The sequence below is a fragment of the Marinobacterium zhoushanense genome (genome assembly GCF_014641945.1).
GTDB classification, from domain to species: domain Bacteria; phylum Pseudomonadota; class Gammaproteobacteria; order Pseudomonadales; family Balneatricaceae; genus Marinobacterium_D; species Marinobacterium_D zhoushanense.
The window spans coordinates 394,130-419,001 of sequence record NZ_BMIJ01000005.1 but is presented as its reverse complement, the minus strand read 5'-3'; the positions used below and the strand labels follow the sequence as shown (position 1 = coordinate 419,001).

Genomic DNA, 24,872 nt, shown 5'->3' with positions numbered 1-24,872 from the left:
TTGTTAAAGAGCGTGCTGAGCGACTTGCTTACTACCGAATCCGTCGTCTCAAGCGAGGCGCATATCTTACCGCCTCAGCGTTCGGTGTCAAGCGTTTATTTTCGCTTTTTCACCGCGACCTCTTCGTATCAAATTCAAAAAAATACACAATGAATTCAACATCTTGGAGACCGCCTCACTTGACCCCGATCAACCTCTGAAGGCGTTCAGCTCAAGCGAGGAGGCGCATTCTACAGACCTCCCCAAGGGAGTCAACAGGGTGCTGTAAAAAATTTTCAAAAACTCTTCAAGCACCCTATCTTTCAACACCCGGGCTTAGGGTACCAGGTAGAAAAGGTGATGCTTCTTCTTACCCAGTTTCACCAGAAAATAACGCCCGAAGCGCGCATTATCCTTGGTAAACAGGGAAACCGCACTCATGTTCTGGTCGAGAGAGCAGACCTGATCATTGATGAACACCGCACTTCGTTGCAGCGCATCCTTAACCTGCTTGCCCGAGGTCGCAACGCCGGCCTCAGTCAAAAGAGTCGTCAGCGGAAGCTCGGCAAGCTCTGCAGGTACCGCCGACGCGGGCAGACCGTCCAACTGCAGCTGCGCATAGTCATTAGCATCGAGGGACGAGTGATCGCCCGAGAACAGCGCTTCAGTGATTCGGCGAGCCGCCACCAGCGCCTCTTCGCTGTGAACGAGGCGCGTCACCTCTTCCGCCAGAATTCGCTGAGCCTCAGGACGCCCCTCACGCTCCTTGTCCTGACGTTCGATCTGATCGATCTGATCGACACTCAGGAAGGTAAAGAACTTCAGGAAGCGATAAACATCGGCATCTGGCGTCTGCAACCAGAACTGGTAGAAGGCATAGGGCGAGGTCTTTTTCGGATCCAGCCACACTGCGCCACCTTCGGTCTTACCGAACTTCGTGCCATCGGACTTGGTAATCAGCGGCAAAGTCAGTGCATGCACGGACTTGCCGTTCATACGGCGCACCAGTTCGATACCACCGGTGATATTACCCCATTGATCGGAACCACCGATCTGCAGAGTGCAGTCATACATCTCGTTGAGCTTCTGGTAGTCGTAGGACTGCAGGATCTGATAGGTGAATTCAGTGAAGGAGATACCCTCGCCGTCGCGATCGATACGCTGCTTCACCGATTCTTTGGAGATCATTTTGTTGACGGTGAAGTGTTTACCGATATCACGCAGGAAACTGAGCACATCGACACTAGCCGTCCAGTCGTAGTTGTTGGCCAGGATCGCCCCGCCATCATCGTTGAACTCGATAAACTGGCTGATCTGATGTTTTAGACAGCTACTCCACTCCTGTACCACCTCGGCGGAATTCAGCTGACGCTCCTGCGCCTTGAAACTGGGGTCACCTATCAAACCCGTGGCACCGCCGACCAGTGCTATGGGTCGATGACCATAGTCCTGAAAACGTTTCAGCATCAGCAGCGGTACAAGATGTCCGAGATGAAGGCTGTCCGCTGTTGGATCGAAGCCGCAATAGAGGGTCACACAGCCCGCATCCAGATGCTTCACCAGCTCCTCTTCGCTGGTAGTCTGCGCGATCAACCCACGTGCCTTTAAATCTTCTATCAGACCTAGCTTGCTCATAGCTGCCTTCTATCTAAACCGTCTGTTGTAGCGAAACAAGGCGCGCATTTTAGCGCCCGCCGTTGACCCAGACAAACAAAGACGCCTAAAAGCTCAAGAAATCATCCAAACGGCGGACAAAACAGTTAGGAACTTATATATAATCGGCGGTCATATAGGGCTGTATTAAATTGCCATTTTTGCCTGTCTACACCGGGGTGATATTGTGTTACGGAAAGTTTCCTCTTTGATTCACAGTCTACCAAAGGTACACCTGGCAGCGGCCAGCATCTGTACTCTTATTCTTGGTACCACCCTGTTACTCCTGCCTTCGGAAGAGGTAGAAGCAACCCGCAGCACCATCACGCTGATACCGGCCAAAGCCAAGACCAGCCAGAATGCGCAAGCCAGCCTAACGCCATCGCAAAACGATACTGCGGAATATACTGAGAGCAACCTGCTCGATCAGCCACCGAATCTGACGGACACGAGCACACCCGAGCTCACCAGCACCAACGTAGAAGAGGCGACTCTTCCCCCCATAGTCGAAAACTGGATCGATTATGACGTCCGCAGTGGCGACAACCTAACGTCAATATTCAAGCGTGCGGGCCTGTCGGCACGTGACGTCTACCAGATCAGCCAGGCAACCAGTGAAAACCAGGTACTGTCGCGTCTTTATCCGGGACAGACACTCTCCTTCCTGATTCAGGAGGGTGAGCTACAGAAACTGCGATTCGCTCAGGACAGGCTCAACAGTGTCGAGATCGTGCGCACCGAGGCTGGTTACGACACCCAGATCGTAAGCCGTACACCGGATATCAAGACGCATATCGTCAGCGGCACGATCAACAGTTCGCTTTTTGTCGATGCGGCACGTGCAGGCCTATCCGACAACATGATCATGCAGATGGCTCAGATCCTGGGCTGGGATATCGACTTCGCGCTGGATATTCGCGAACACGACCGTTTCCGCGTCCTGTACGAGGAGAAGTACCTCGATGACGAGAAGATTGGCGAAGGTGACATCCTGGCCGTCGAGTTCGTCAACCAGGGCGAAACCTTCGCGGCCGTGCGCTACACCGACAGCAACGGCAACAGCAATTACTTCACGCCAGGCGGTCACAGCATGCGCAAGGCGTTTCTGCGCTCGCCAGTGGATTTCCGACGCATCAGTTCAGGCTTCAATCCATCCCGACTCCACCCCGTACTGGGTACCAAACGCCCCCATCGTGGCGTCGACTATGCTGCTGCAACCGGAACGCCAATCAAAGCGTCGGGCGATGGCAAGATTATCTGGCGCGGCACCAAAGGTGGCTATGGGCGTGCGATCATCATTCAGCATGGCGGTAATATCACTACGCTCTATGGCCATATGAGTGGTTATAAATCCGGCCTGTCGACAGGCTCCCGCGTCAAACAGGGACAGACCATCGGTTATGTTGGCATGTCCGGCTTGGCATCCGGCCCCCATCTGCACTACGAGTTCCGCGTCAACGGCGTGCACAAAAACCCCATGACGGTGAAGCTCCCGCATGCCGAACCGGTTCCCAAATCTGAGCAAGCAGCCTTCAAACAGCAGGCATCCCGTCTGATGGCGATGCTGGATGGCGGTACTACCGGTATCGCGCTGAACGACAACTGATCCATGTCGATCTATCTGGGCTTGATGTCCGGCACCAGCGTCGACGCGGTCGATGCGGTGCTGGCAAGGTTTGAACCGGAGTTCGAACTGCTCGCCTGCCACTCCACGCCGATCGAGCCCGCACTGAAGCAGAGAATACTGGAGCTGGCCGGCGCCACGGATTATGGCGTCGATGACCTGGGGCGCCTCGATCGAGAACTGGGCGAACTATTCGCCGAATCAGCCAACGAACTGATCAAACTGAGTGGGATCCCAGCCAGCCGGATTAGCGCCATTGGCACTCATGGCCAGACCATCCGTCATCGTCCGGAGCAGGGTTTTACACTGCAGATCGGCGATCCGAGCCGCATCGCCGAGCAGACAGGCATCACCACGATTGCCGATTTCCGCCGTCGCGATGTCGCGGCAGGCGGCCAGGGCGCACCGCTGGTGCCCGCCTTTCACCGCTGGCTGTTTCGCTCTTCGGATGAGGACCGGGTCATCGTCAATATCGGCGGCATGGCAAATCTGACCTGTCTTGCAGCCGATACCGACAGAGCTGTTACCGGCTTCGACACTGGCCCAGGCAATGCTTTAATGGATGAGTGGATCTTCCGCGAGCTCGGCCAGGCTTACGATACCAACGGCGACTGGGCGTCAGACGGAGAGCTGATACCTGCCCTGCTGGAGTCGATGTTAACCACCCCTTTCTTCAGCCAATGCGCACCGAAGAGCACCGGCCGCGAACTGTTCAACTGGAGCTGGGTTGAGTCCCACCTGGACCATTTGCCGCAAACGCCTTCAGCTGTAGATATTCAGGCAACCCTTAGCGAGCTGACAGCGCAGACCATCGCCGAGGCGGTGCAACAGCTGTCTTTGACCCGCCCTACCCTGTTCGTCTGCGGCGGTGGGGCACGCAACAGCTATCTGCTCACACGGATCGCCCGCTTGCTGCCCGACTCTCGCATTACCTCCACCGCAGAGCTGAAACTGGATCCTGACTGGGTCGAGGCAGCAGCTTTTGCCTGGCTGGCATGGCGCACCGACCGCCACCAATGCGGTAACCTCCCCGAGGTTACCGGCGCCAGCGGCGAGCGAATTCTAGGCGCAATCTACCCCGCCTGATCAGCTCAGCCAAGACACCAGGATCAAAGAAAAGCCCAATAACGGAGTGAGGATGGAGGACCATGCACCCCAGTTGTCAGTGCATGGCCTAAGCATCGGATCGAGATCAGATCGAGAAGGAGGAACCGCAGCCGCAGGTTGTCGTAGCATTGGGATTGTTGACGACAAACTGTGAGCCCTGCAGACCCTCTCTGTAATCCACAATCGATCCCGCCAGGTACTGGAAGCTCATCGGATCCACGACCAACGTCACGCCATCCCTGACCACTTCGGTGTCATCATCAGCTTTAGCTTCGTCGAAGGTAAAGCCGTACGAAAACCCCGCACAGCCACCGCCAGTGATGTACACCCGTAGCTTGAGGTTATCGTTCTGCTCCTCTTCGATCAGAGATCTGACTTTGGCCGCCGCCGCTTCAGTAAAGACCAGCGTATCCTGTACGTTATCGCTCATATTGCTGCAAACCCTCCGGTTGAGGGTGGATTCTCGCTTATACCCACTGTTTTAGTCAAGTATTACGGCATCAAACCGACGATCTTCAGTCCCTCATCTTCGGCTAAACCGAACATGATATTCATCACCTGCACCGCCTGCCCTGAGGCACCCTTAACCAGGTTATCGATCACCGAGAGCACGACCACTGTGTCGTCCTGCTGCGGACGGTGAACGCTGATGCGGCAGACGTTGGAGCCCTTCACGCTACGGGTCTCCGGATGGCTACCCGCCGGCATCACATCGACGAACGGCTCGTTGGCGAATCGCTCCTCGAACAGCTGCTGCAGACCCGGGTCGACCGGATCCTTCAACACCGAGTAGAGGGTGGCATGAATGCCGCGGATCATCGGTGTCAAATGGGGTACAAAGGTCAACCCGACCTGACGTCCGGCCGCTAGCGTCAGACCCTGGCGAATCTCCGGCAGATGACGATGGCCCGGCACACCGTAGGCCTTCATGCTTTCGCTGGCTTCGCACAGCAGCGAGCCGACACTGGCACCACGCCCGGCACCGCTAACGCCGGATTTGCAATCGGCGATCAGCCGGCGATGATCGACCAGCCCCTTCTCCAGCAACGGCAGGAAGCCCAGTTGAGCGGCTGTCGGATAGCACCCGGCGCAAGCTACCAGCTGCGCACCGGCAATCGCCTCGCGATTCACCTCGGGCAGACCGTAGACCGCTTTCTCGACCAGATCCGGACAGGTGTGCTCGAGCTTGTACCATTTTTCCCACAACGGTACGTCCTTGATCCGGAAATCGGCGCCCAGATCGATAAGGCGCACACCGCGTGCCACCAGCTCCGGCGCCATTGACATGGCCACACCGTGGGGGGTGGCAAAAAATACCACGTCACACTGCGCCAAGCGCTCGACATCCGGTACGGTGAACGCAAGATCGTAATGACCGCGCAGGTTCGGAAACATATCGGCGACGCGGATACCCTCTTCGGAGCGGGAGGTGATCACCTCGACCCGCACCTGCGGATGGTTGGCCAGAATACGCAGCAGCTCCACGCCGGTGAAGCCGGTTCCTCCAACGATACCTACCTTGATCACGCTAACCTCTCATAACTTATGCAGAACTGTTACTCTTACACCGCCGATTCGAATACGACGCCAACCCGATACACTCAGGTTTCAATGCTCCGAAGAGGCGATATCATACTCACACAGCCGTTTATTGACTATCGAATGCGCATAGAGACCACACCGCATGCCGTCGCTTGAACATTTCCGGCAACGGTTATCCCATTTTGAGGCCCTGCCACAGCTGGTCATGCTCGGCATTATCGCAGGTCTGTGTACGGGCCTTGTCATACTGCTGTTTCGCCTGGCCATTGAACTGCCGCAACACTGGCTGCTGCCCAGCGGCATCAGCGAAGATTTCGAGTCACTGACCGCCTGGCAGCGTTTCTGCTTTCCGGTCGCCGGCAGCCTGATCCTGTTGATACTCCTGCTCACAATCCCCAGGCTATCCCGCTCGGTGGGGATACCCCACCTGCTGGAGCGGCTGAATTATCATCAGGGCCGCCTGTCGTTGGCCGACCTGCTGACCCAGTTCGTCGGTGGCGCCATCGCACTTGGCAGTGGCCACAGCGTCGGTCGCGAAGGCCCCGCGGTTTACCTTGGTGGCAGCTGCGGTAGCCTGATCGGGCAGTGGCTGAAACTGCCCAACAACACCCTGCGCATACTCATCGGCTGCGGCAGCGCCGCGTCTATCGCAGCAGTCTTCAACACCCCCCTGGCGGGCGTTATCTTCGCCATGGAGGTGATACTGTTGGAGTATAGTATCCTCGGCTTTATTCCGGTGATCGTCGCCGCTGTGGTCGCCGATGTTCTGGTACAGCTGGTGATCGGCCACGCCGCCGAACTCAGGCTCCCCGCACTGTCGACCGAAATCCTGCCCGAACTGCCACTTCTGCTGATCCTGGGCCTGGCCGTTGGCCTGGTCGCGGCGGCATTCATCTATACCCTGCAGCGCACGGTGAGACTGCGCCGCACGCCGCTTGCGGTACGCTTCATGATCGCCGGTGTACTGGCCGGCGTCGTCTCGGTGGCGGTGCCGGAGGTCATGGGCACCGGCTACGACAGTATCGAGCAGCTGTTCGACGGCCCAGCCGTGCTCGACCTACTGCTGTTACTGCTGATCTGCAAGACCCTGCTGACCCCCTTCGTCATCGGCCTGGGCATCCCCGGCGGCATAATCGGCCCATCGCTGGTGATCGGCGCGCTCGCCGGCGCCCTGCTGGCCGGATTTGCGCAATATCTGGGTTTCAACATGCCGATCGACCTGTTCACCACCGTCGGCATGGGCGCGATGATGGGCGCGATACTCAACGCGCCGCTGGCGGCGCTGATCGCGCTACTGGAACTGACCGATAACTCGGCGATCATTCTGCCCGGTATGATCGCCATCGTTGTCAGCAACCTGACCCTGAGATCCCTGTTCAAACGCCCCTCTGCCTTTCAGGCCATTCTCGAAGCCCAGGGCCTGGATGCCAGCCAGGCACCGCTGGCACAGGCGCTGTCCCGCGCCGCGGTGGGAAGCCTGCTGGAGCGCGACCTTGTCAGCACCCATGCCCTGGTCACCGTGGCAGAAGCCAACCAGCTGCTCAAGGCGTCTCCGCGCTGGTTCCTGATCGAGCAGGGCGAGACCAATGCGCTGCTGCCGATGGGCGACCTGGCACGCTGGCTCGATAAGCACCCTGCCGAGCAGGATGATCTGTGTATCGAGCTGATGCAGATCCCCGCCGGCCGTCAGGAAGCGATACCCATATACTCCCGCGCCACACTGCACGAGGCCTGGGAATCGATGGTCGCACACGATGTCAGTGTGCTGCTGGTGATCAGCAACCAGGGCACGCCGCTGGGCGTGATCCGTCGTAGCCAGATCGAAGAGTACTACAACCACAAACAGGCCCTATGATCAAAACCACCCTTAGCGGACTCTATGCCATTACCGATGCCGGACTGATGCCGGACGACCAACAACTGCTGGACTCGGTTGCGGCCGCACTGCGTGGCGGTGCCCGCATCGTGCAGTACCGGGACAAGTCCGATGACGCCAGCAAACGCCTGCGCCAGGCTCAGGCACTGGCACAACTTTGCCGCGCCCATCTGGCTCCCCTGTTGATCAATGACGACGTGGAACTGGCCCTGGCCAGCGGCGCCGACGGCGTCCACCTTGGCCAGACGGACGGTTCGCTGGCGGCGGCTCGTGAGCGGCTGGGCGCCAAGGCGATCATCGGTATCACCTGCCACGACCAACTGGACCTGGCGCTTGCCGCGGAACAGGGCGGTGCCGACTATGTCGCTTTCGGTGCGTTCTTCCCATCGAGCACCAAGCCCGACGCCATCCCCGCCCCGCTCAGCCTACTGCAGGACGCCCGCAGCCGCCTCCACTGTCCGATAGTGGCGATTGGCGGGCTCAGTATGGATAATGCCAGCCAGGTAATTCAGGCCGGCGCCGACATGATTGCAGTGATCCATGCCCTGTTCGCGCAGGACGATATCGAAGCGCGCGCGCGGGCGTTCGGCCAATTGTTTTCCGCATAATTCAATTTGTACTTAATGACACAGGACGATGCCCCATGTCTGCTTCCGAATCGCTATTTAAAGCCGCCCAGACCCATATCCCCGGCGGCGTCAACTCGCCGGTGCGCGCATTCAAAGGGGTAGGCGGCACGCCGATATTTTTCAAGCGTGGCGAAGGCGCCTACCTGTTCGACGAGGACGACAAGCGCTACATCGACTATGTCGGCTCCTGGGGCCCAATGATCCTCGGCCACTGCTATCAGCCGGTAATGGATGCCGTACGCAGTGCGCTGGACAACGGCCTCGGCTTCGGCGCTCCCACCGCCATCGAGACGGTCATGGCCGACAAGGTATGTGAGCTGATGCCATCGATCGAGATGGTGCGTATGGTCAGCTCCGGCACCGAAGCCACCATGAGCGCCATCCGCCTGGCACGCGGTTACACCGGTCGCGACAAGATCGTCAAATTCGAAGGCTGCTACCACGGCCACTCCGACTCGCTGCTGGTCAAGGCAGGCTCCGGCGCCTTGACCCTGGGCGAACCCAACTCGCCGGGGGTGCCCGCCGCGTTGGCCGAGCACACCCTGACCCTGGAGTACAACAACCTGGACAACGTGCGCCAGGCCTTTGCCGAGGTCGGCGAGCAGATCGCCTGCATCATCGTCGAGCCGGTGGCCGGCAACATGAACTGCATCCCGCCCGTGCCCGGTTTCCTCGAGGGGCTGCGCGAGATCTGCGACCAATATGGAACGGTGCTGATCTTCGACGAGGTGATGACCGGTTTCCGCGTCGCCCTCGGCGGCGCGCAGGCGCACTACAACATCAAGCCCGACCTGACCACCCTGGGCAAGGTGATCGGCGGCGGTCTGCCGGTGGGAGCCTTTGGCGGCAAAAAAGAGATCATGTCGAAGATCGCACCACTGGGCCCGGTCTACCAGGCTGGCACCCTCTCCGGCAACCCACTGGCGATGGCCGCCGGGCTGGCGATGCTGAACGCCCTCAGCGAAGGGGACGTACATGAATCGCTCTCGGCCAAGGCGGAATACCTGACCCAGGGACTGGAGGTGGTCGCGGCACGCCACAACATACCGTTCACCACCACCTGTGTCGGCGGCATGTTCGGCCTGTTCTTCACCGAGGCCACAGAGATTCGCGGCTTTGCCGATGCGACCGCCTGCGATACCGAGCGTTTCGGCCGCTTTTTCCATGCCATGCTTGACCAGGGAGTCTACCTGGCACCCTCGGCATTTGAGGCCGGCTTTATCTCCGACGCCCACAGTGAAGCCGATCTGGATGCCACCCTGGCCGCGGCCGACAAAGCGTTCGCGACGCTCTGATGGTGGCGCCACTGACTATTGCCGCTGATCTGGCCCTGCTGCTGAGCAGCGGCGCCAGCGCCTTCTGGGCCTGGCGTCAGCGCCAGGCCTGCACGGATGAGCGCGCACTGCTCAGCGCCTGGGCTCTGAGCGCGCTATTTATCCTGGTGGCGATTCCCGCGCAGTACCTGCCCGCTGACGCCGGCAGTGACCTGGGCGTGCTGCGGCGGATGGCACTGAATCTGGCGGTCTACATTTCACTGCCACTGATGGCCACGGCCGTGTATGCCCTGGGGCGTCGCTGGTTCTGGGCGGGTGCGGGTTGGGGACGCTGGCTGTTGGCGTTGTTTGCCGCCTTCGAACTCAGTCGACAACTGGGCTATGGCGAAGAGTACCTGCAAGCGCTGGGTGCGGCCATGGTCGCCGCCTGCGCCGTCGGCAGCGTGCTGCTGAAGCAGCCCTTGGCCGTCGCAGCCACGGCACTGCTGGCGTTAACCCTCACGATAACCAGCCCGGTAGCACCGAACTGGGGGATTGCATGGCAGGAACCAGCCCTGTTCCGCGTCCTGAGTGCACTGTCGCTAGCGACATTCACTGCCGCCCTGCACCGTTCGCTGATCCCTGCTCGGCCAGCCGCTCAGTAACGACTGGCTTCCTGCTGGGCTGCCCTGGCACCCGCGCTGTTCCCGGCATCGCTGCGGATCAGCGCGATCAGACTCCACAGGCGGCGCAGCTCTGCGGGCTGACCATTGGCCACATTGACCCCTTTCAACGCCACCTGCTCAGCCTGCATGAACTGGCCGAGCCGGCGCTGCACATCCGCCAACTGGTAGTACACCTGGGGATCGCGAGGCGCGATACGCAACGCCCGCTCCAGGCTGCTCTGCGCCGCACGCAGATCACCGCCCTGGGTGTTTTGGCTCGCCGAGTCCAGCAACGCAACAACCGCCGCATTGCGCGGTTCGCTGACCGGAATATCGGTAGGCGCGACGTTGAGCGTTTCGCTTTCCGGCAGCGCCTCGCGCTGGGGACGGAATACCGGCACATCCTCGATCGGCTGCACACTGACACCCGGACTCGGATCCACGCTCTCCAGGCTGCCAGGTGGAGGCGGCGTGGTGGCTTGCCGGTTACTGCGATCCTCCACCGGCGTGACGTAGGGATTGGGCCCAACACAGCCGGCCAACAGCGCGGCCCCCAACACGATCGCAATCTTTTTCATATCCCTGCCTACATTCATCTGCATCAATTACTGAAACCAGCCGCGAAACCAGTCCAACGGGTTATTCCGACGCCGCAACTGTCCGCAATCCACACTGTCCCGGGGGACGGTGCCGTTGATGAACGGCAGTTGGCGTGAGCCTTCACAACGCTGGTCCGACAGCAGCCCGGTGGCATCATCGATCCACACATACTCGACCCCCTCCGGCCGAGTGGCATAGAAGGGTTCCGGGTGTTCCCGGCGCATGTAATCGGTCCATACCCTGAGCGCGCCGCCGGAGCCGGTGAACGGCAACTTGGCGTTATCATCGCGCCCGACCCAAACCACTGCAAGGCGGTTGCCGGTAAACCCCGCAAACCAGCTGTCCCGCTGATCGTTGGAGGTACCGGTCTTACCGGCGATATTCAGGTTCTGCGGCAGTTGCGAGTAGGCGTATTGCGCCGTCCCCTCGCGCGCCACCTCCTGCATCGCATATTGGATCAGGTGTACCAGCGCCGGTTCCACCTGCTGGCGCAGTGCGAACGGATAACGCGACAACTCCTGCCCCTCGGCATCGGTAACCGCACGAATCGCCCGCAGCGGCACGCGGAAACCGTTGGCGGCCAGCGTCTGGTAAACACTCGCCACCTCCAGTGGCGACAATGCCTGGGCGCCTAGCAGCAGCGAAGGATAGGGTTTCAGCTCACGCTCCACGCCAAGCCGCTCGAGCATGTCGATCACCTTGTCGACGCCGATGGTCAATCCCAAACGTGCGGTGGACTGATTGAACGAGTGCGACAGCGAGTAGTGCAGCGGCACCTCGCCATGGCTGCGATGATCGAAGTTATCCGGCGCCCAGATATCACCATTGGGCAACTCCAGTTTGAACGCCTCGTCCTGCAGCCGGCTGGCCAGGGTATAGCCCTGCTCCAAAGCGGTCAGGTAGATCGCCGGCTTGACCAGCGAACCTATCGGCCGCAACGCGTCGAGCGCCCGGTTGAACCCTTCGTAGCGGGAGTCCCGCCCCCCGATCACGGTGAGGATCTCACCGGTCTGCGGGTCGGTGACCACCATGCTGGCTTCCAGCCCCTCGGCGGACTTGCCGTAACGCTTCTCAAGCTGCTCCAGCGTGGTTTCCTGCGCCCGCTCCGCGCGCGCCTGCACCAGCGGGTCCAGCGCGGTAAACACCCGCAGTCCCTCGCTGCTCAGATCCTCTTCGCGGTACTCCTGACGCAGCTGCCGCTTGACCAGATCCAGATACGCGGGATAGGCCCCCTTCTGCAGACTGCGCTGCTCGACCACGCCCAGCGGCTCCGCTTTGGCCAGCTCGTACTCCTCGTCGCTGATCCGGTTCTGGTCACGCAGCAGCCGCAACACCAGATTGCGGCGACTCAGCGCCCGTTGCGGATGTCGACGCGGGTCGTAATAGGAGGGGCCCTTGACCAGACCGGCGAGCAGCGCCACCTGCGCCACATCCAGCTCGGCCACCGGCCGACCAAAATAGTACTGGCTACCCATACCGAAGCCGTGAATGGCACGCGCGCCGGACTGACCCAGGTAGACCTCGTTCAGATAGGCCTCAAGGATCTCCTCCTTGCTGTAGTGCAGGTCGAGCAATACCGCCATCGGCATCTCGAGCAGCTTACGCGCCAGCGTGCGCTCGTCGGTCAGGTAGAAGTTTTTGATCAGCTGCTGGGTCAGCGTACTGCCCCCCTGCACGAACTGACCGGCGCGGAAATTGACCCACATGGCACGGGCGATCCCCTTCAAGGAGATACCGTGATGACTGTAGTAGTTGCGATCCTCCACCGCGATCAGCGCCGCCGGCAGCATCGCCGGTGCGTCCTCAAGACGGATAAGATCGCGATCTTCATTGTCCTGAGGATAGATGCCACCGATCAGGATAGGCTCCATCCGCACCAGTGAGAGTGAGCGCCCACTTTCGTCACGAATTCGCTCCAGACCGGCCCGACCGAAATCCAGCGTCATTTTGCGCGACGGTTCAGCGCCGTCAGGGAAGGGGAAGCCACGGGTCACCAGTTGCACACGCCCGGCGCTCCAGTGCGCACTGCCCGGATGACTGACAGCCGACACCGTACGGTAACCGAGCCCCTTAAGTTCAAGGCGAAAATCCTCAGCGCTCAGCTGCTGTCCGGGATAGAGTTCAAGCGGACGCGCATAGACCTTGGCCGGTAGCGCCCAGCGTTTACCCTCGAACTTGTCGCGGACCTGGGCATCAAGGTAGATCAGCCCCACGGCCGCGATCACCGTCAGTACCAGCAGTAGCTTCAACAACGGCCCCAACAGCGCCCTGATCCAGGATCTGGAGGCCTTGCGACTACGGCTGTTCTTACGGCTATTTCTCTTTTTACTCATCGGTTCAGTATAATCCGGAGCTTTATTGACAGAATGCGCGCCCATGGTACCAGAACTGATCGAACGCTTGCGCCTGCCGGAGCAGTATCCGCACCCCGTCTCCAAGATCGAGGTGATCGAGACGCACATCTCCTGGCTGCTGCTCACCGGCGACTATGCGTACAAGATCAAGAAGCCGGTCGATTTCGGCTTTCTTGACTTCACCACGCTCGACAAGCGCCGCTACTGCTGCGAGGAGGAGCTGCGCCTGAACCAGCGCCTGGCGCCGGACATCTACGAAGCGGTGATCCCGATCAGCGGCAGCGAAAACGCGCCCCGTCTGGGCGACGACTCGGCCCCGATCGAATACGCCGTGCGCATGCGCCAGTTCGAATCGGGCCAGCGTCTTGACCAGCTGCTCGAGCGCCATCAGTTCCAGGCCGAGTGGATCGACCTGCTGGCCGCGCAGATCGCCCACTTCCACAAACGTATTCCGTTCGTCGCCCCCGACAGCCCCTGGGGCGAGCCCGAAACCATCGCCGGGGTGGTATTCGATAACTACCACCATATCAACCGGGAGCTGCTGGATCCCGAGGATGTGGCGCTGCTGGATCAGCTGGAGGCTCACACCCGCGAACGCTTCGAGTCGCTGCGCGAAATCATGGTCTCGCGCAAGCGTACCGGTCGTGTCCGCGAGTGCCATGGCGATCTGCACCTGGGTAACGTGACGCTTTACCATAACCAGCTGCGCCTGTTCGACTGCATCGAGTTCAACCTTCAGTTCCGCTGGATAGACACCATCTGCGACCTGGCGTTCCTGCTCATGGACCTGGAAGCCAACGGACAGTTCCGTTGGGCCAATCGCCTGTTGAACCTTTACCTGGAGCTCAGTGGCGATTATGAAGGCCTGATATTGCTCAATTTCTACAAGGCCTACCGCTCCATGGTGCGCGCCAAGGTCGCCATGCTCGGCGACAAGCCGGACGTCAAAACCTTTCGCCACTACCTGCAGCTGACCAAGCGCTACTGCACCCCGAAACCACCCTTCCTGCTGCTGATGCATGGCGTCAGCGGCAGTGGCAAGAGCTACCTGAGCAAGCGGCTGTTCGAAGCCATGGGAGCCATCCGCATCCGTTCCGATGTAGAGCGCAAGCGGATCTACCGTAGCGCGTCGCGCAGTGAAAAGCTGGAACTCTATGGCTCCGACATGAACCTGCGTACCTTCAATCGGCTGCTGGACAACACGCGGCTGATGCTCAGAGCCGGTATCAGTGTCGTCGTCGATGCCACCTTTATCCGCCGCCGCGGACGCACGCTGTTCCGTCAGTTGGCGGAGCAGGAGAAGATATCAATGCGGATCATCAGTTGTCATTGCGACCAGAACCTTATCGAAGCACGTCTCAAGCGCCGCACCCAGGAGGGCAGCGATCCGTCAGATGCCGATATCGAGGTGATGCGACATCAGCTCGAGATTCTGCATCCGATCACTGCCGAAGAGCAGCTGCTGACTTTGGAAGTCGACACCCACAATGACGAGGCGATCGAACAACTGCTGTCACAGCTGAGGGCGCAGAAGTTGATGGCGGACTAGCACGACTGACGTCTATAACTCGCTGCCGGCAATGCTGGTAAACAGCCCCAGACCATCCCGCGTCTGGTAACGCTCGATCGGCACCGAGAACAGCTCGCTCAGCCTCCCTGGCTGCATCACCTTGTCTGTGGGGCCCTGTTCAAGAACGGCCCCATTGCCTATCAGCAACAGGCTGTCGGTGTAACGGGCGGCCAGATTGAGGTCATGCAACACCAGAAGAACGGCATGCCCCTCCTGTCGAGCCAGGGTTCTGAACAGCGCCAGTGCCTGGTGCTGATGGCGCAGATCAAGGGCCGACAACGGCTCATCAAGCAGAATCACTGATGGCTCGCAGCCTCGCTGCACCAACACTCGTGCCAACTGGACCCGCTGCGCCTCACCGCCGGACAAGCTCAAATAGTTGCGCTGAAGCAGATGCTGCAGGTCCATAGCCGTAGCCAGGCTGTCGATACGCTGTTCCAGCGCCGGTAGCGGCAGATCCAGTGGATAGCCACCCATGGCGATGACGTCCCGTACACTGAAAGCGAAGTCAAGCGGCTGCCGCTGCATCATCACTGTCAGATGCCGCGCCCGCTCCTTCAGCGGCACATGCGCCAGTTCACGCCCCTTCAGTCTCAGCGCGCCCGCGCTGGGTGTCAGCAAACCACTGAGCAAAGCGACCAGTGTCGACTTGCCGGCGCCGTTGGGACCGATTACACCGCAGAGTTCACCACCGGTCAGACGCAGGTCGAACGGCAGCAGGCGACGTGATGCAGTACGATCATGGGCCAGCCCCAAGGCTTCAAGCATCGATACCCCCTGTGCGCAGCCGATAGACCAGCAGAGAGAGGAAGAAGGGGCCGCCGATCAGCGCGGTCAGTATCCCCACCGGAAGTTCTGCGGGGCTGACCAGCATGCGTGAGAGCAGGTCGGCCAAGACCATGAACAGCGCGCCCAGCAGGGCCGAGAGCAGTAACAGGTGGCGATTATCCGGACCACAGAGTAGGCGGATCAGATGCGGCACGATCAGGCCGACAAAGCTGATCAGACCGCCAAACGCCACCACAGCACCGACACCGAGCGCGCACAACACGACCAGACGGCGCTGCAAACTCTGCACATCGACACCGAGCAGTTGTGCCTGGGAGACACCCAGTAGCAGCAGATTCAGCTCATGCCCCTTGCGGGCCAACAGCATCAGCACCGGAATCGCCACCAGGATCAGCACCAGCACCGGCATCCAGCCATCGGCACTGAGATTGCCCAACAGCCAGAAGCTGGCCTGGCGCAGGGTCTGGCTATCGGACAGGTATTTCAGCGCACCGATACCGGAGATGGCGATCGCATTGACCGCCATACCGGTGAGCAGCAACGTGGTTACCGAGATACCGGACAGCGTGCGGGCCAGCCGAACCACCAGCAGCGTCGAGACCAGCCCGCCGGCGAAAGCGGCCAGCGGCAACACCAGCGCGTCCAGCCGATAGGCGAGCAACCAGTTGCCGGCCAGCACCATCAACGCTACCACCGCCAGAGACGCGCCGGCCGACACACCGATCAGCGAGGGATCTGCCAGCGGGTTGCGAAACAGCGCCTGTGCCGCAGCACCGGTGGTTGCCAGCAGCGCCCCGGCAAACAGGCCCAGCAGCAGACGGGGCAGACGCAACTGATAGAGCACCTGTCCCTGGTCGCTGTAGGGATCCAGCCAAGCCTGAGGAGTGAGATCGAGCGCACCGTAATTGAGGCTGAACAGGGATACCAGGAGCAGCGCCAGGAGCAGCAGCAGCCGAACCATGTTTGGGGACAGGCGTGTTGCGGGCAAATAAACTCTCCAGCCGAAAATCAAAGCGTTATTATAGGCAGCCCGTGTGTTAAACCAACAGCGACCCGAATCGATGCAACAACTGCTCTGCCTGCTTAACGATCTGCCCGACGGCGAAGGCCGGGGCTTCGACATCGACCACCACGCCCTGCTGGCGATACGCCGTGGCGACAGGGTCTACGTCTACCGTAACAACTGTCCCCACCGCGGCATCCGCCTGGAGTGGCAACCGGACCAGTTCCTCGACTACGAAAAACAGTATATCCAGTGCGCCACCCACGGTGCCCTGTTCACCATCGAGCAGGGTGAGTGCATTGCCGGCCCCTGCCCCGGCGAACTGCTGGCGGCGATCCGCTGCGAGGTGGACGAGGGCAGGGTCATGATCGAACTTTAACGCTGACCGCGCTTGGCCAGACGCTCCAGCGCCAGCTCGATCCTGTCCAGACCGGTGGTATAGGAGAAACGCACATAACGCTGGGCGTCGAAGCGCGAGAAGTCGGCACCCGGCGTGGCAGCGACCTTGTCCTCTTCCAGCAGCGACCAGCACCAGTCGTAACTGTTGTCGGTCAGATGGCTGGCATCGGCGTAAACGTAGAATGCCCCCTGCGGCGGACGGTGGATACCGAAGCCCAGCTCGCGCAGCCCCGATACCAGCAGGTCGCGACGCTGGCCGAATTCGGCCCGGCGTGCCTCGAACAGCGCAATCGACTCCGGCTCGAACGCGGCCAGGGCCGCATACTGCGACAGGGTCGGCGGCGAGATAAACAGGTTCTGAGCGATCTTCTCCATCTCCGCCACCGCATCGGCAGGGCCGACCAGCCAACCCAGTCGCCAGCCGGTCATACCGAAATACTTGGAGAAACTGTTCATGACCAGGGCGCGGTCGTCGATCGACAACACGCTTTCGGCATCGAAGCCATAGGTCAGCCCGTGATACAGCTCATCGACGATCAGCTCTCCGCCAAGCTCACGCACCACCGCGGCAATAGCCGCCATCTCTTCGGGCGCGACCACCGCCCCGGTGGGATTGGCCGGTGATGCCAGCAATACGCCGGCGGTTTCCGGCTGCCAGTGTTCACGCACCAGCTCGGCGGTCAACTGGAAGTTGGTAGACTCATCCACCCGCACCCGCTGGGCGCGCGCCTCCAGCAAACGCAGGAACTGGGGATTACAGGGATAGCCGGGATCCGCCATCATGAAGCTTCGCCCCTGTTCGGCCAGCAGCGCGAAAGCCAGCAGCAAACCACCGGAGGCTCCCGGTGTCACCAGCACGCGCTCGGGACCGATCTCGATACCGTAACGCTCGCCATAGAACTGCGCGATCCGCTCACGCAGCCGGGCGATGCCGCCGGCGGGGGTATACTGGATCAAGCCATTCTCCAGCGCACGCATAGCGGCAGCCTGTACTGCCGGCGCGGTCTTGAAATCGGGCTCACCCGCTTCCATATGGACCACGTCGAAGCCCCGGTCATCGAGCTCCCGTGCCCGCTTGAGCAGATCCATCACCTTGAACGAATCGATCGCCCGCGCCCGGGCGCTCCAGTTATCCACACTCACCGTCTAGCATCCCCAAATAGAATTAACGCCGGATTATACCCCGTCAAACCTGCACCGTCCCTGTGCAGTAACGCTACACTGTGTTGCTGCATAGTAAGGAAAGTGCGCAAAACGTTTGATCAGGTCTAGCCTAAAGAGAAGGCTTCTGGTAATTTCACCGGCTTTTGAGATACCGCGCTTTTTGCGGTAGCTATTTAAGGATCGAGGCCCGGTACCGGGAAAGTCCCGCGCCGCCGGCCCTAGATGTGAGGCTGCGCCAATGCCAACTACCAACGAAAAACAGTTCACGCACTTCGAGCCCTACCCGATTAATAAGGGTGAGGAGTACATGAACGATGCGCAGAAAGATCACTTCCGCGCCATCCTGCTGGACTGGAAGCGCCAGCTGATGGAAGAGGTCGACAGCACCATTACGCACCTCAAAGAGGAAGCGTCCAACTTCGCCGACCCCAGCGACCGTGCCAGCCAGGAGGAGGAGTTCAGCCTCGAACTGCGCACCCGGGATCGCGAGCGCAAACTGATCCGCAAAATCGAAGAAGCGATGGAGCGCATCGACGAGGACGATTACGGCTACTGCGATGCCTGCGGCGTTGAGATCGGCATCCGCCGACTGGAAGCACGCCCCACCGCCACGCTGTGTATCGACTGTAAGACGCTGGCCGAGATCAAAGAGAAACAACTCGGCGGCTAAGCCGCTGTACTCTGGGCCTGCGGCGACCGCCGCAGCCCAGGCACCCGGCCCATGCCTTGACAGTCAGGACCCGGCACTCTTGAGCGGTATCGGTCGCTTCGCCCCCTCGCCCACAGGCCCACTCCACTCTGGTTCACTCCTGGCGGCGCTGGCCAGCTATCTGGATATTCGCGCCCAACAGGGCCGCTGGCTACTGCGTATCGAGGACCTGGATCCGCCACGTGAGGTCGCCGGCGCCAGTGATCAGATTCTCTACGCCCTGGAGCGTTTCCGCCTGCACTGGGACGGCACCGTCAGCTACCAGAGCCAGCGCCTGGAACTGTATCGTGCGGTGCTTGAGCAGCTGCAGCGGGAAGGCCTCGCCTACCCTTGCCAGTGCAGCCGCAAACAGCTCAGCGAGCGGAACGCGCTACAGCACTACGACGGCCACTGCCGCCGCCATCCGCCAAACCGCTCCGCGCTCTGCGCCATGCGTGCCGTGGTCTGCGATTCCGAGTTTCAATTCGACGATCGGATCCAGGGCCGGCGAATATACACCGGGTCGGACGCTCCCGGCGATTTTGTCATCTTCCGCCGGGACGATTTTTTTGCCTACCAGCTCGCCGTCGTGGTCGACGATGCCGAACAGGGCATCACCCAGGTCACACGCGGCGCCGATCTGATCGACGAGACACCGCGGCAGCTGGTCCTGCAGCAACACCTCGGCTACAAGCGACCGAGTTACGCACACCTGCCGGTGCTGACCAACGCTCAGGGACAGAAGTTGAGCAAACAGACCTTTGCCCGCCCCCTGGATCTGGACGAAACGATGATCTCAAGCCAGTTGCTCGGCGCACTGCAACTGCTCGGTCAGCAACCACCCGCCGAGCTGTACGAAGGCTTGGCGGAGGAGATTCTCGCCTGGGCCATCGCCCACTGGCAGATCGATCGCATTCCCAAGCAACTGAGCCTCTGCGCACCGGCGGGACACGCGCATGGTTAGTCATCGTCTGCTTCTGCTGTTCGCCCTGCTCACCGCCCTGCTCGCGCCCTACCTGCTCGACCTCTGGCTGTTCAGCGGTGGCCCCTGGTACCGCCCCTTTCTGATCTGGCTGGGGCTGTGTATGCTGGTCGCACTGATTGAACAGTGGCATCGCCATGAACTTTGAACTGCCCCAACTGCTGCTGATCTGCTTCACCTATCTACTCTGTCTATTCGGTGCAGCCTACCTGACCGAACGCGGCCTGTTGCCGCCCAAGCTGGTTCGCCACCCGCTGCTGCACGCGCTGTCATTGGGTGTCTATGCCAGCGCCTGGACCTTTTACGGCGCTTTCGGAGTGGCCGCCGAATCGGGCCTGCTCTACCTCGGCTCCTACATCGGCGCTGCAGCCGCCTTCATGCTGGCACCGGTGATTCTAATCCCGATCCTGCGCATAACACGCACCTATCAGCTCTCCTCCCTGGCCGACCTGTTCGCGTTTCGTTTTCGCAGCGGCGGGGTCGGCACCCTGACCGCTCTGGCGCTGCTGGTGGCCTGCCTGCCCCTGCTGTCGATCCAGATCCAGGCGGTGTCCGACTCGATCTACCTGCTCAACCAACAGGTCGACCGGGCCCAGATCGCGGCGGGCTTCTGCACCATCATCGCACTGTTCGCGATACTGTTCGGGGCGCGCCGCGCCTCTCTGCGCAACAGCCACAGCGGCCTGGTGGTCGCCGTTGCCATCGAATCGATTATCAAACTGTTGGCGCTGGTCACCGTCGCCCTCTTTGCCTACTTCGGTTTTTTCGAGGGTCATGAAGGGTTGCAGAGCTGGCTAGATGCCAATCCCCTGGCGCTGCAGCAGATGCAGAAACCGACCACCCCCGGCGGTTGGCAGGTGCTGATCCTGGCCTTCTTCACCAGCGCCGTGGTGATGCCGCACATGTTCCACCTGGCGTTTACCGAAAACGTCTCCTACGAAAGCCTGTACAAAGCCACCTGGGTGATGCCGCTGTTCCTGCTGTTGATGGCGCTCTGCGTGCCACCGATCCTCTGGGCCGCCCATGCCAGCGGCGGCATGACCACCAACTCGGAGTTCGTGGTACTCAATCTCGGCCATACCCTGAATCAACCCTGGCTGACCCTGGTCGCACTGATCGGCGGCCTGTCCGCCGCCAGCGGCTTGATCATCGTGGCCGTCGTCGCACTGGCATCGATGCTGCAAAATCACCTGGTGCTGCCACTGGTTCGGCGTCCGGAACAGACCCGTTTCTACACCTGGCTGCTCTGGCTCCGCCGCTTTCTGATCATTCTGCTGATTTTCGCCTGCTATCTGTTTTTCATCACTTTCGGCGAGAGCTTCTCGCTGCAGCAACTCGGTTCTCTGGGCTTCGCGGCATTTCTGCAGTTTCTGCCCGGGCTGCTGGCCACGCTGTATTGGCCTGGCGCCAGCCGCCGAGGTTTTCTGCTCGGGCTGACTGGCGGCTTCGGCATCTGGCTGTTCGCCATCACCCTGCCCCTGCACCGGGAGATACTGCAGATCGACATACCGATCAGCAGCGATCAGCACTGGTACCTTTTCGTGCTCCTTTCCGTGCTGCTGAACCTGGTACTGATGGTGATAGGCTCACTGCTGTTCCCCGGCAGTTCCAGCGAACGCCAGAGCGCCGAGGCCTGTGTGTTGAATAGCCTGCAGCGTCCCCTGGGCCTGGCCCTGCCCGCGGCAGGCCAGGCCAGTGACCTTGTCGCCCAGCTGGAGCCCCGCATAGGGGTCGACAGCGCCAACCGCGAGGTCAATCGGGCGCGCGTCGAGCTGAATCTGCCGTTGGGCAACCTTCGCCCCATCGACATGCTGCGCCTGCGCAATCAACTGGAACACAACCTCTCCGGCCTGCTTGGCCCGGTCGAGGCCGCGGCGATTCTACAGCCCCGGTCGGCGGCGCCCTCCGCCGGCTTTCGCGCCAGGGAGGTACATCTGCTGGAGCAGCAGCTGGAACACTATGACGCCCGGCTCTCGGGCCTGGCCGCCGAGCTCGACCAGTTACGCCGCTACCACCGCGTCACCCTGCAGCGCCTCCCCATCGGCGCCTGCACCCTGAACGAGGAGCGCCGCATACAGTTTTGGAACAGCGAGCTGGCCCGCTATACCGGCATTGATGACGAGAGCTGTATCGGACTGCGACTGATCAGCCTGCCACCGCCCTGGGACCGGTTGCTGGACGAGTTTGCCAGTGGCGACGCCCACCACGAACCCGCAGTACAGGTCGATATCAACGGTTTTCCGCGTTGGTTCAGCCTGCACAAGGCCTCGCTGGGCCATGCCTCAGCGGAGGGGATGGTACTGCTGGTCGAAGATGAAACCGAATATCAGATGATCTCGCGCAACCTGGCCCATCAGGAGCGCCTGGCCTCGATCGGCCGCTTTGCCGCCGGGGTTGCTCACGAGATCGGTAACCCGGTGACCGGCATCGCCTGCCTGGCGCAGAATCTGAAACTGGAAACCGATACGCCGGAGGTGCTTGAAACCGGCGAGCAGATCGTCGAACAGACGGAAAGGATCAGTCGAATCGTACAGTCGCTGGTCAGGTTCGCCCATACCGGCCGCCAGCAGAACTCCATGCTGCGCGAGCGCGTTTCACTGCATGAATGTATCGCCGATGCCATCCGCCTGGTACAGCTCGACAGCCGGGTTCGCCAGCAACGCTTTACCAACAGCGTCGCGACCGATTTATATAGTTATGCCGACCCGCAACAGATGTTGCAGGTGTTCATCAATCTATTGAACAATGCCAGCGACGCCTCGCCGGATCAGGGTGAAATACGGATAGACGCGAGTAGCGAGGGCAACCGGATCTTATTGAGTATTACCGATGAGGGCAGCGGAATCGCACCCGAGCATATCGAGCACTTGTTTGAGCCCTTCTTCACCACGAAGGAGCCCGGCAAGGGTACCGGGCTCGGTCTGCCTTTAGTCTATAATATTATTACCGAACACTATGGTAGTATCGAACTCTTCAGCCCCGCCGATAAAAAGCAGAATAATGGCACTCAGGTGGTCATAACCTTACCCCGGTACAACGGTTCTTCCCCCGATTGAGTACCGATCAAGCTATACAGGGTCCAAGCCATATGAGCCGAATTCTGATTGTTGAGGATGAGTCGATCATCCGCTCAGCACTCAAGCGCTTACTAGAAAAGCACGAGTATGAGGTCTGCGACGTGGCCTCGGTTACAGAGGCGACCGAGCGGTTTCAACTGCCGGACTTCGATCTCATCATCAGCGATCTTCGATTACCCGGCGCCCCGGGGACCGATCTGATCGACCTTGCCCGCCCGGTGCCGGTATTGATCATGACCAGTTACGCCAGCCTGCGCTCAGCCGTAGATGCCATGAAACTGGGCGCCATCGACTACATTGCCAAACCCTTCGATCACGACGAGATGCTGGCGACCGTAGCCAATGCGCTGAACCGGAGCACGGCAGCATCTCCCACCGACAAAGCGTCGAAACAGAGTCAGGCGGATGAGCAGACCGAGATCATCGGCCGCTGCCAGCCGATGCAGGAGCTGTTCAAGCGCATCAGCAAGGTGGCACGTACCGATGCAACCGTGCTGATTCTTGGCGAATCGGGAACAGGTAAGGAGCTTGCCGCCCGGGCGATCCATGAGCAGAGCGAGCGCGCCGGGCGCACGATGATCAGCGTCAACTGCGCCGCGATTCCCGACACCCTGATCGAGTCGGAGCTGTTCGGCCATGAGAAGGGGGCATTTACCGGCGCCAACAGCAGCCGCAGTGGCCTGATCGAAGCCGCCGACGGCGGCACCCTGTTCCTCGACGAGATCGGTGAGCTGCCGCTGGAAGCCCAGGCCCGACTGCTGCGCTTCCTGCAGGAGGGCGAAATTCGTCGTGTCGGCGCCGTACAACCCCGCCGAGTCAATGTACGGCTGATCGCGGCCACCCATCGGGACCTGAAGAATCTGGCCAAGAGCGGCGACTTCCGCGAGGACCTCTACTACCGTCTCTATGTGATGGAACTGCGCATGCCACCGCTGCGTGAGCGTGGAGAGGATATCATCGAACTGGCACAACGTTTCCTTGACCACAGCGCCCGCAAGCTGGATGCCGGTACGCTAAGCTTCAGCCCCAGGGCCCGCGAGGTGATGCTGAGCTACGCCTGGCCCGGCAACGTGCGTGAGCTGGAAAATGCGATTGAGCGGGCGGTAATCCTTGCCGATAGCGAGCAGATCTCGCCCGAACTACTGGGGCTGGACACGGACCATATCTCGCTCAGCTCACTGGAGTCCTGCTACGAGCAGAACCTGAAAGTGGCCGCGACCGATAGTGCGGACAACCGTAACAGCAAGACCGATCTGTCACTGGATGATTACTTCCAGCGTTTCGTGCTCGAGAACCAGGAGCAGATGAGCGAAACGGAGCTGGCACGCACCCTGGGCGTAAGCCGCAAGTGCCTGTGGGAGAGACGCCAGAAGCTGGGCATCCCAAGACGCCCAAGGAAGTAACACGTAGGTCGAGGGGTAACAGTTCCAAAGTGTTACCTATCTACCCATGCTGCAGTGCAATAAACGTGTCACGCGGTAACAGTAGCAGGTAACAGAATAGGTGAAAAAATAGCACTTATAGCGTTAGTTTTTCTTAACATACTGTTTTTAAAGTTTTTTACAAAAACTGGCACGCCTAATGCTCTATAGGAGACCAGAACAACAACAACGACGGCCTTAGAAGCTGCGACAGCAATAAAAATAAAAATAGTCGCAACGGAAAGGTGTCCCGCCTCGAATAAAAATAAAAATGAGGCTTGGCTGGTCACAGAGTCGGCGACCTAGCAGCCATGTCGGTAATAAAAATAATAATCCGATCGCGCAGCTTGAGATGCCCATACTTTGTGATCAGCACCCCCCCCTAACCTCTCGCATCAAGCTTTTCATCTACACCCCTCTACTTATCCCTGCTTTCCCCGCTTCGTTCTCGAATCTGCCTGAACGCTTCAACAGCATATGTCGCAACTGCCTCAGGC

22 protein-coding genes are annotated in these 24,872 nt (G+C 60.3%); 13 read left to right on the top strand and 9 right to left on the bottom strand.

Annotated features, from left to right (window positions below; all coding sequences use genetic code 11):
• Positions 1–315: 315 nt before the first annotated feature.
• The gene (gene tyrS, locus IEX40_RS14215) at positions 316–1,614 is read right to left on the bottom strand and encodes a tyrosine--tRNA ligase (RefSeq protein ID WP_188749370.1); all 1,299 of its coding nucleotides are present in this window, start codon (positions 1,612–1,614) and stop codon (positions 316–318) included.
• Positions 1,615–1,840: 226 nt separating this feature from the next.
• Here tyrS and IEX40_RS14210 point away from each other — a divergent pair, with 226 nt between their 5' ends.
• Entirely contained in the window at positions 1,841–3,238 is a 1,398-nt protein-coding gene (locus IEX40_RS14210; RefSeq protein WP_229680768.1) for an OapA family protein, read from the top strand.
• A 3-nt stretch (positions 3,239–3,241) separates the two neighbouring features.
• Positions 3,242–4,342, top strand: a complete 1,101-nt coding sequence (locus IEX40_RS14205) for an anhydro-N-acetylmuramic acid kinase (RefSeq protein ID WP_188749367.1) — start codon at positions 3,242–3,244, stop codon at positions 4,340–4,342.
• Positions 4,343–4,448: 106 nt separating this feature from the next.
• On the opposite strand, the gene erpA is transcribed toward IEX40_RS14205, so the two are convergent.
• Complete coding sequence (gene erpA / locus IEX40_RS14200) at positions 4,449–4,793, bottom strand: iron-sulfur cluster insertion protein ErpA (protein WP_188749365.1); 345 nt, start codon at positions 4,791–4,793, stop codon at positions 4,449–4,451.
• Positions 4,794–4,855: 62 nt separating this feature from the next.
• Positions 4,856–5,890, bottom strand: coding sequence for an N-acetyl-gamma-glutamyl-phosphate reductase (gene argC / locus IEX40_RS14195; protein ID WP_188749363.1), 1,035 nt, complete (start codon positions 5,888–5,890; stop codon positions 4,856–4,858).
• Between the two features lie 157 nt (positions 5,891–6,047).
• Here argC and IEX40_RS14190 point away from each other — a divergent pair, with 157 nt between their 5' ends.
• From IEX40_RS14190 to IEX40_RS14175, 4 genes are read left to right on the top strand one after another with little or no spacing between them, the layout of a single operon-like run.
• Positions 6,048–7,760, top strand: coding sequence for a chloride channel protein (locus IEX40_RS14190; protein WP_188749361.1), 1,713 nt, complete (start codon positions 6,048–6,050; stop codon positions 7,758–7,760).
• Positions 7,757–8,389: a thiamine phosphate synthase gene (gene thiE, locus IEX40_RS14185; protein ID WP_188749360.1), complete on the top strand. Its 633-nt coding sequence runs from the start codon at positions 7,757–7,759 to the stop codon at positions 8,387–8,389. The genes IEX40_RS14190 and thiE overlap by 4 nt, the downstream gene beginning before the upstream one ends.
• A gap of 35 nt (positions 8,390–8,424) precedes the next feature.
• A complete protein-coding gene (gene hemL, locus IEX40_RS14180; protein WP_188749358.1) occupies positions 8,425–9,705 on the top strand; it encodes a glutamate-1-semialdehyde 2,1-aminomutase in 1,281 nt (426 codons plus the stop codon).
• Complete coding sequence (locus IEX40_RS14175; RefSeq protein ID WP_188749355.1) at positions 9,705–10,328, top strand: hypothetical protein; 624 nt, start codon at positions 9,705–9,707, stop codon at positions 10,326–10,328. The genes hemL and IEX40_RS14175 overlap by 1 nt, the downstream gene beginning before the upstream one ends.
• Here IEX40_RS14175 and IEX40_RS14170 read toward each other — a convergent pair.
• Entirely contained in the window at positions 10,322–10,906 is a 585-nt protein-coding gene (locus tag IEX40_RS14170) for a tetratricopeptide repeat protein (protein ID WP_188749353.1), read from the bottom strand. The two genes, IEX40_RS14175 and IEX40_RS14170, sit on opposite strands and share 7 nt — an antisense overlap.
• A gap of 27 nt (positions 10,907–10,933) precedes the next feature.
• Positions 10,934–13,261 (bottom strand): penicillin-binding protein 1B, encoded by a 2,328-nt coding sequence (gene mrcB / locus IEX40_RS14165; RefSeq protein WP_188749351.1) that lies wholly within the window; start codon positions 13,259–13,261, stop codon positions 10,934–10,936.
• Positions 13,262–13,304: 43 nt separating this feature from the next.
• On the opposite strand from mrcB, the gene IEX40_RS14160 reads away from it, so the two are divergent.
• A complete protein-coding gene (locus IEX40_RS14160) occupies positions 13,305–14,831 on the top strand; it encodes a bifunctional aminoglycoside phosphotransferase/ATP-binding protein (RefSeq protein WP_188749349.1) in 1,527 nt (508 codons plus the stop codon).
• Positions 14,832–14,843: 12 nt separating this feature from the next.
• On the opposite strand, the gene IEX40_RS14155 is transcribed toward IEX40_RS14160, so the two are convergent.
• Both IEX40_RS14155 and IEX40_RS14150 read right to left on the bottom strand, forming a co-directional pair.
• Positions 14,844–15,620 (bottom strand): ATP-binding cassette domain-containing protein, encoded by a 777-nt coding sequence (locus IEX40_RS14155; RefSeq protein WP_188749347.1) that lies wholly within the window; start codon positions 15,618–15,620, stop codon positions 14,844–14,846.
• Positions 15,613–16,629: a FecCD family ABC transporter permease gene (locus tag IEX40_RS14150; protein WP_229680767.1), complete on the bottom strand. Its 1,017-nt coding sequence runs from the start codon at positions 16,627–16,629 to the stop codon at positions 15,613–15,615. The genes IEX40_RS14155 and IEX40_RS14150 overlap by 8 nt, the downstream gene beginning before the upstream one ends.
• Positions 16,630–16,675: 46 nt before the next feature.
• Here IEX40_RS14150 and IEX40_RS14145 point away from each other — a divergent pair, with 46 nt between their 5' ends.
• The gene (locus IEX40_RS14145) at positions 16,676–17,023 is read left to right on the top strand and encodes a Rieske (2Fe-2S) protein (RefSeq protein WP_308421609.1); all 348 of its coding nucleotides are present in this window, start codon (positions 16,676–16,678) and stop codon (positions 17,021–17,023) included.
• Here the strand turns inward: IEX40_RS14145 and IEX40_RS14140 are convergent.
• On the bottom strand, positions 17,020–18,186 hold the full coding sequence (locus tag IEX40_RS14140) for a pyridoxal phosphate-dependent aminotransferase (protein ID WP_229680766.1): 1,167 nt from the start codon (positions 18,184–18,186) through the stop codon (positions 17,020–17,022). The genes IEX40_RS14145 and IEX40_RS14140 overlap by 4 nt on opposite strands.
• Positions 18,187–18,445: 259 nt before the next feature.
• On the opposite strand from IEX40_RS14140, the gene dksA reads away from it, so the two are divergent.
• The 5 genes from dksA (at position 18,446) to IEX40_RS14115 (ending at position 24,357) form a co-directional block, all read left to right on the top strand.
• Complete coding sequence (gene dksA, locus IEX40_RS14135) at positions 18,446–18,877, top strand: RNA polymerase-binding protein DksA (RefSeq protein WP_188749345.1); 432 nt, start codon at positions 18,446–18,448, stop codon at positions 18,875–18,877.
• A gap of 79 nt (positions 18,878–18,956) precedes the next feature.
• On the top strand, positions 18,957–19,859 hold the full coding sequence (gluQRS, locus tag IEX40_RS14130; RefSeq protein WP_229680765.1) for a tRNA glutamyl-Q(34) synthetase GluQRS: 903 nt from the start codon (positions 18,957–18,959) through the stop codon (positions 19,857–19,859).
• Positions 19,852–20,025 (top strand): hypothetical protein, encoded by a 174-nt coding sequence (locus IEX40_RS14125; RefSeq protein WP_188749341.1) that lies wholly within the window; start codon positions 19,852–19,854, stop codon positions 20,023–20,025. The genes gluQRS and IEX40_RS14125 overlap by 8 nt, the downstream gene beginning before the upstream one ends.
• On the top strand, positions 20,015–22,933 hold the full coding sequence (locus IEX40_RS14120) for a sensor histidine kinase (protein ID WP_188749340.1): 2,919 nt from the start codon (positions 20,015–20,017) through the stop codon (positions 22,931–22,933). The genes IEX40_RS14125 and IEX40_RS14120 overlap by 11 nt, the downstream gene beginning before the upstream one ends.
• Positions 22,934–22,965: 32 nt before the next feature.
• Complete coding sequence (locus tag IEX40_RS14115; RefSeq protein WP_188749339.1) at positions 22,966–24,357, top strand: sigma-54-dependent transcriptional regulator; 1,392 nt, start codon at positions 22,966–22,968, stop codon at positions 24,355–24,357.
• 68 nt (positions 24,358–24,425) lie between these two features.
• Here the strand turns inward: IEX40_RS14115 and IEX40_RS14110 are convergent, their stop codons facing one another.
• A complete protein-coding gene (locus IEX40_RS14110; RefSeq protein WP_188749338.1) occupies positions 24,426–24,665 on the bottom strand; it encodes a hypothetical protein in 240 nt (79 codons plus the stop codon).
• Positions 24,666–24,872: the final 207 nt, after the last annotated feature.

Coding starts and splice junctions, on each gene's coding strand:
- tyrS (WP_188749370.1), bottom strand. CDS start 1,614: ATGAGCAAGCTAGGTCTGATAGAAGATTTAAAGGCACGTGGGTTGATC.
- IEX40_RS14205 (WP_188749367.1), top strand. CDS start 3,242: ATGTCGATCTATCTGGGCTTGATGTCCGGCACCAGCGTCGACGCGGTC.
- erpA (WP_188749365.1), bottom strand. CDS start 4,793: ATGAGCGATAACGTACAGGATACGCTGGTCTTTACTGAAGCGGCGGCG.
- IEX40_RS14190 (WP_188749361.1), top strand. CDS start 6,048: ATGCCGTCGCTTGAACATTTCCGGCAACGGTTATCCCATTTTGAGGCC.
- thiE (WP_188749360.1), top strand. CDS start 7,757: ATGATCAAAACCACCCTTAGCGGACTCTATGCCATTACCGATGCCGGA.
- hemL (WP_188749358.1), top strand. CDS start 8,425: ATGTCTGCTTCCGAATCGCTATTTAAAGCCGCCCAGACCCATATCCCC.
- IEX40_RS14175 (WP_188749355.1), top strand. CDS start 9,705: ATGGTGGCGCCACTGACTATTGCCGCTGATCTGGCCCTGCTGCTGAGC.
- IEX40_RS14170 (WP_188749353.1), bottom strand. CDS start 10,906: ATGAAAAAGATTGCGATCGTGTTGGGGGCCGCGCTGTTGGCCGGCTGT.
- mrcB (WP_188749351.1), bottom strand. CDS start 13,261: ATGAGTAAAAAGAGAAATAGCCGTAAGAACAGCCGTAGTCGCAAGGCC.
- IEX40_RS14160 (WP_188749349.1), top strand. CDS start 13,305: ATGGTACCAGAACTGATCGAACGCTTGCGCCTGCCGGAGCAGTATCCG.
- IEX40_RS14155 (WP_188749347.1), bottom strand. CDS start 15,620: ATGCTTGAAGCCTTGGGGCTGGCCCATGATCGTACTGCATCACGTCGC.
- dksA (WP_188749345.1), top strand. CDS start 18,446: ATGCCAACTACCAACGAAAAACAGTTCACGCACTTCGAGCCCTACCCG.
- IEX40_RS14125 (WP_188749341.1), top strand. CDS start 19,852: ATGGTTAGTCATCGTCTGCTTCTGCTGTTCGCCCTGCTCACCGCCCTG.
- IEX40_RS14120 (WP_188749340.1), top strand. CDS start 20,015: ATGAACTTTGAACTGCCCCAACTGCTGCTGATCTGCTTCACCTATCTA.
- IEX40_RS14115 (WP_188749339.1), top strand. CDS start 22,966: ATGAGCCGAATTCTGATTGTTGAGGATGAGTCGATCATCCGCTCAGCA.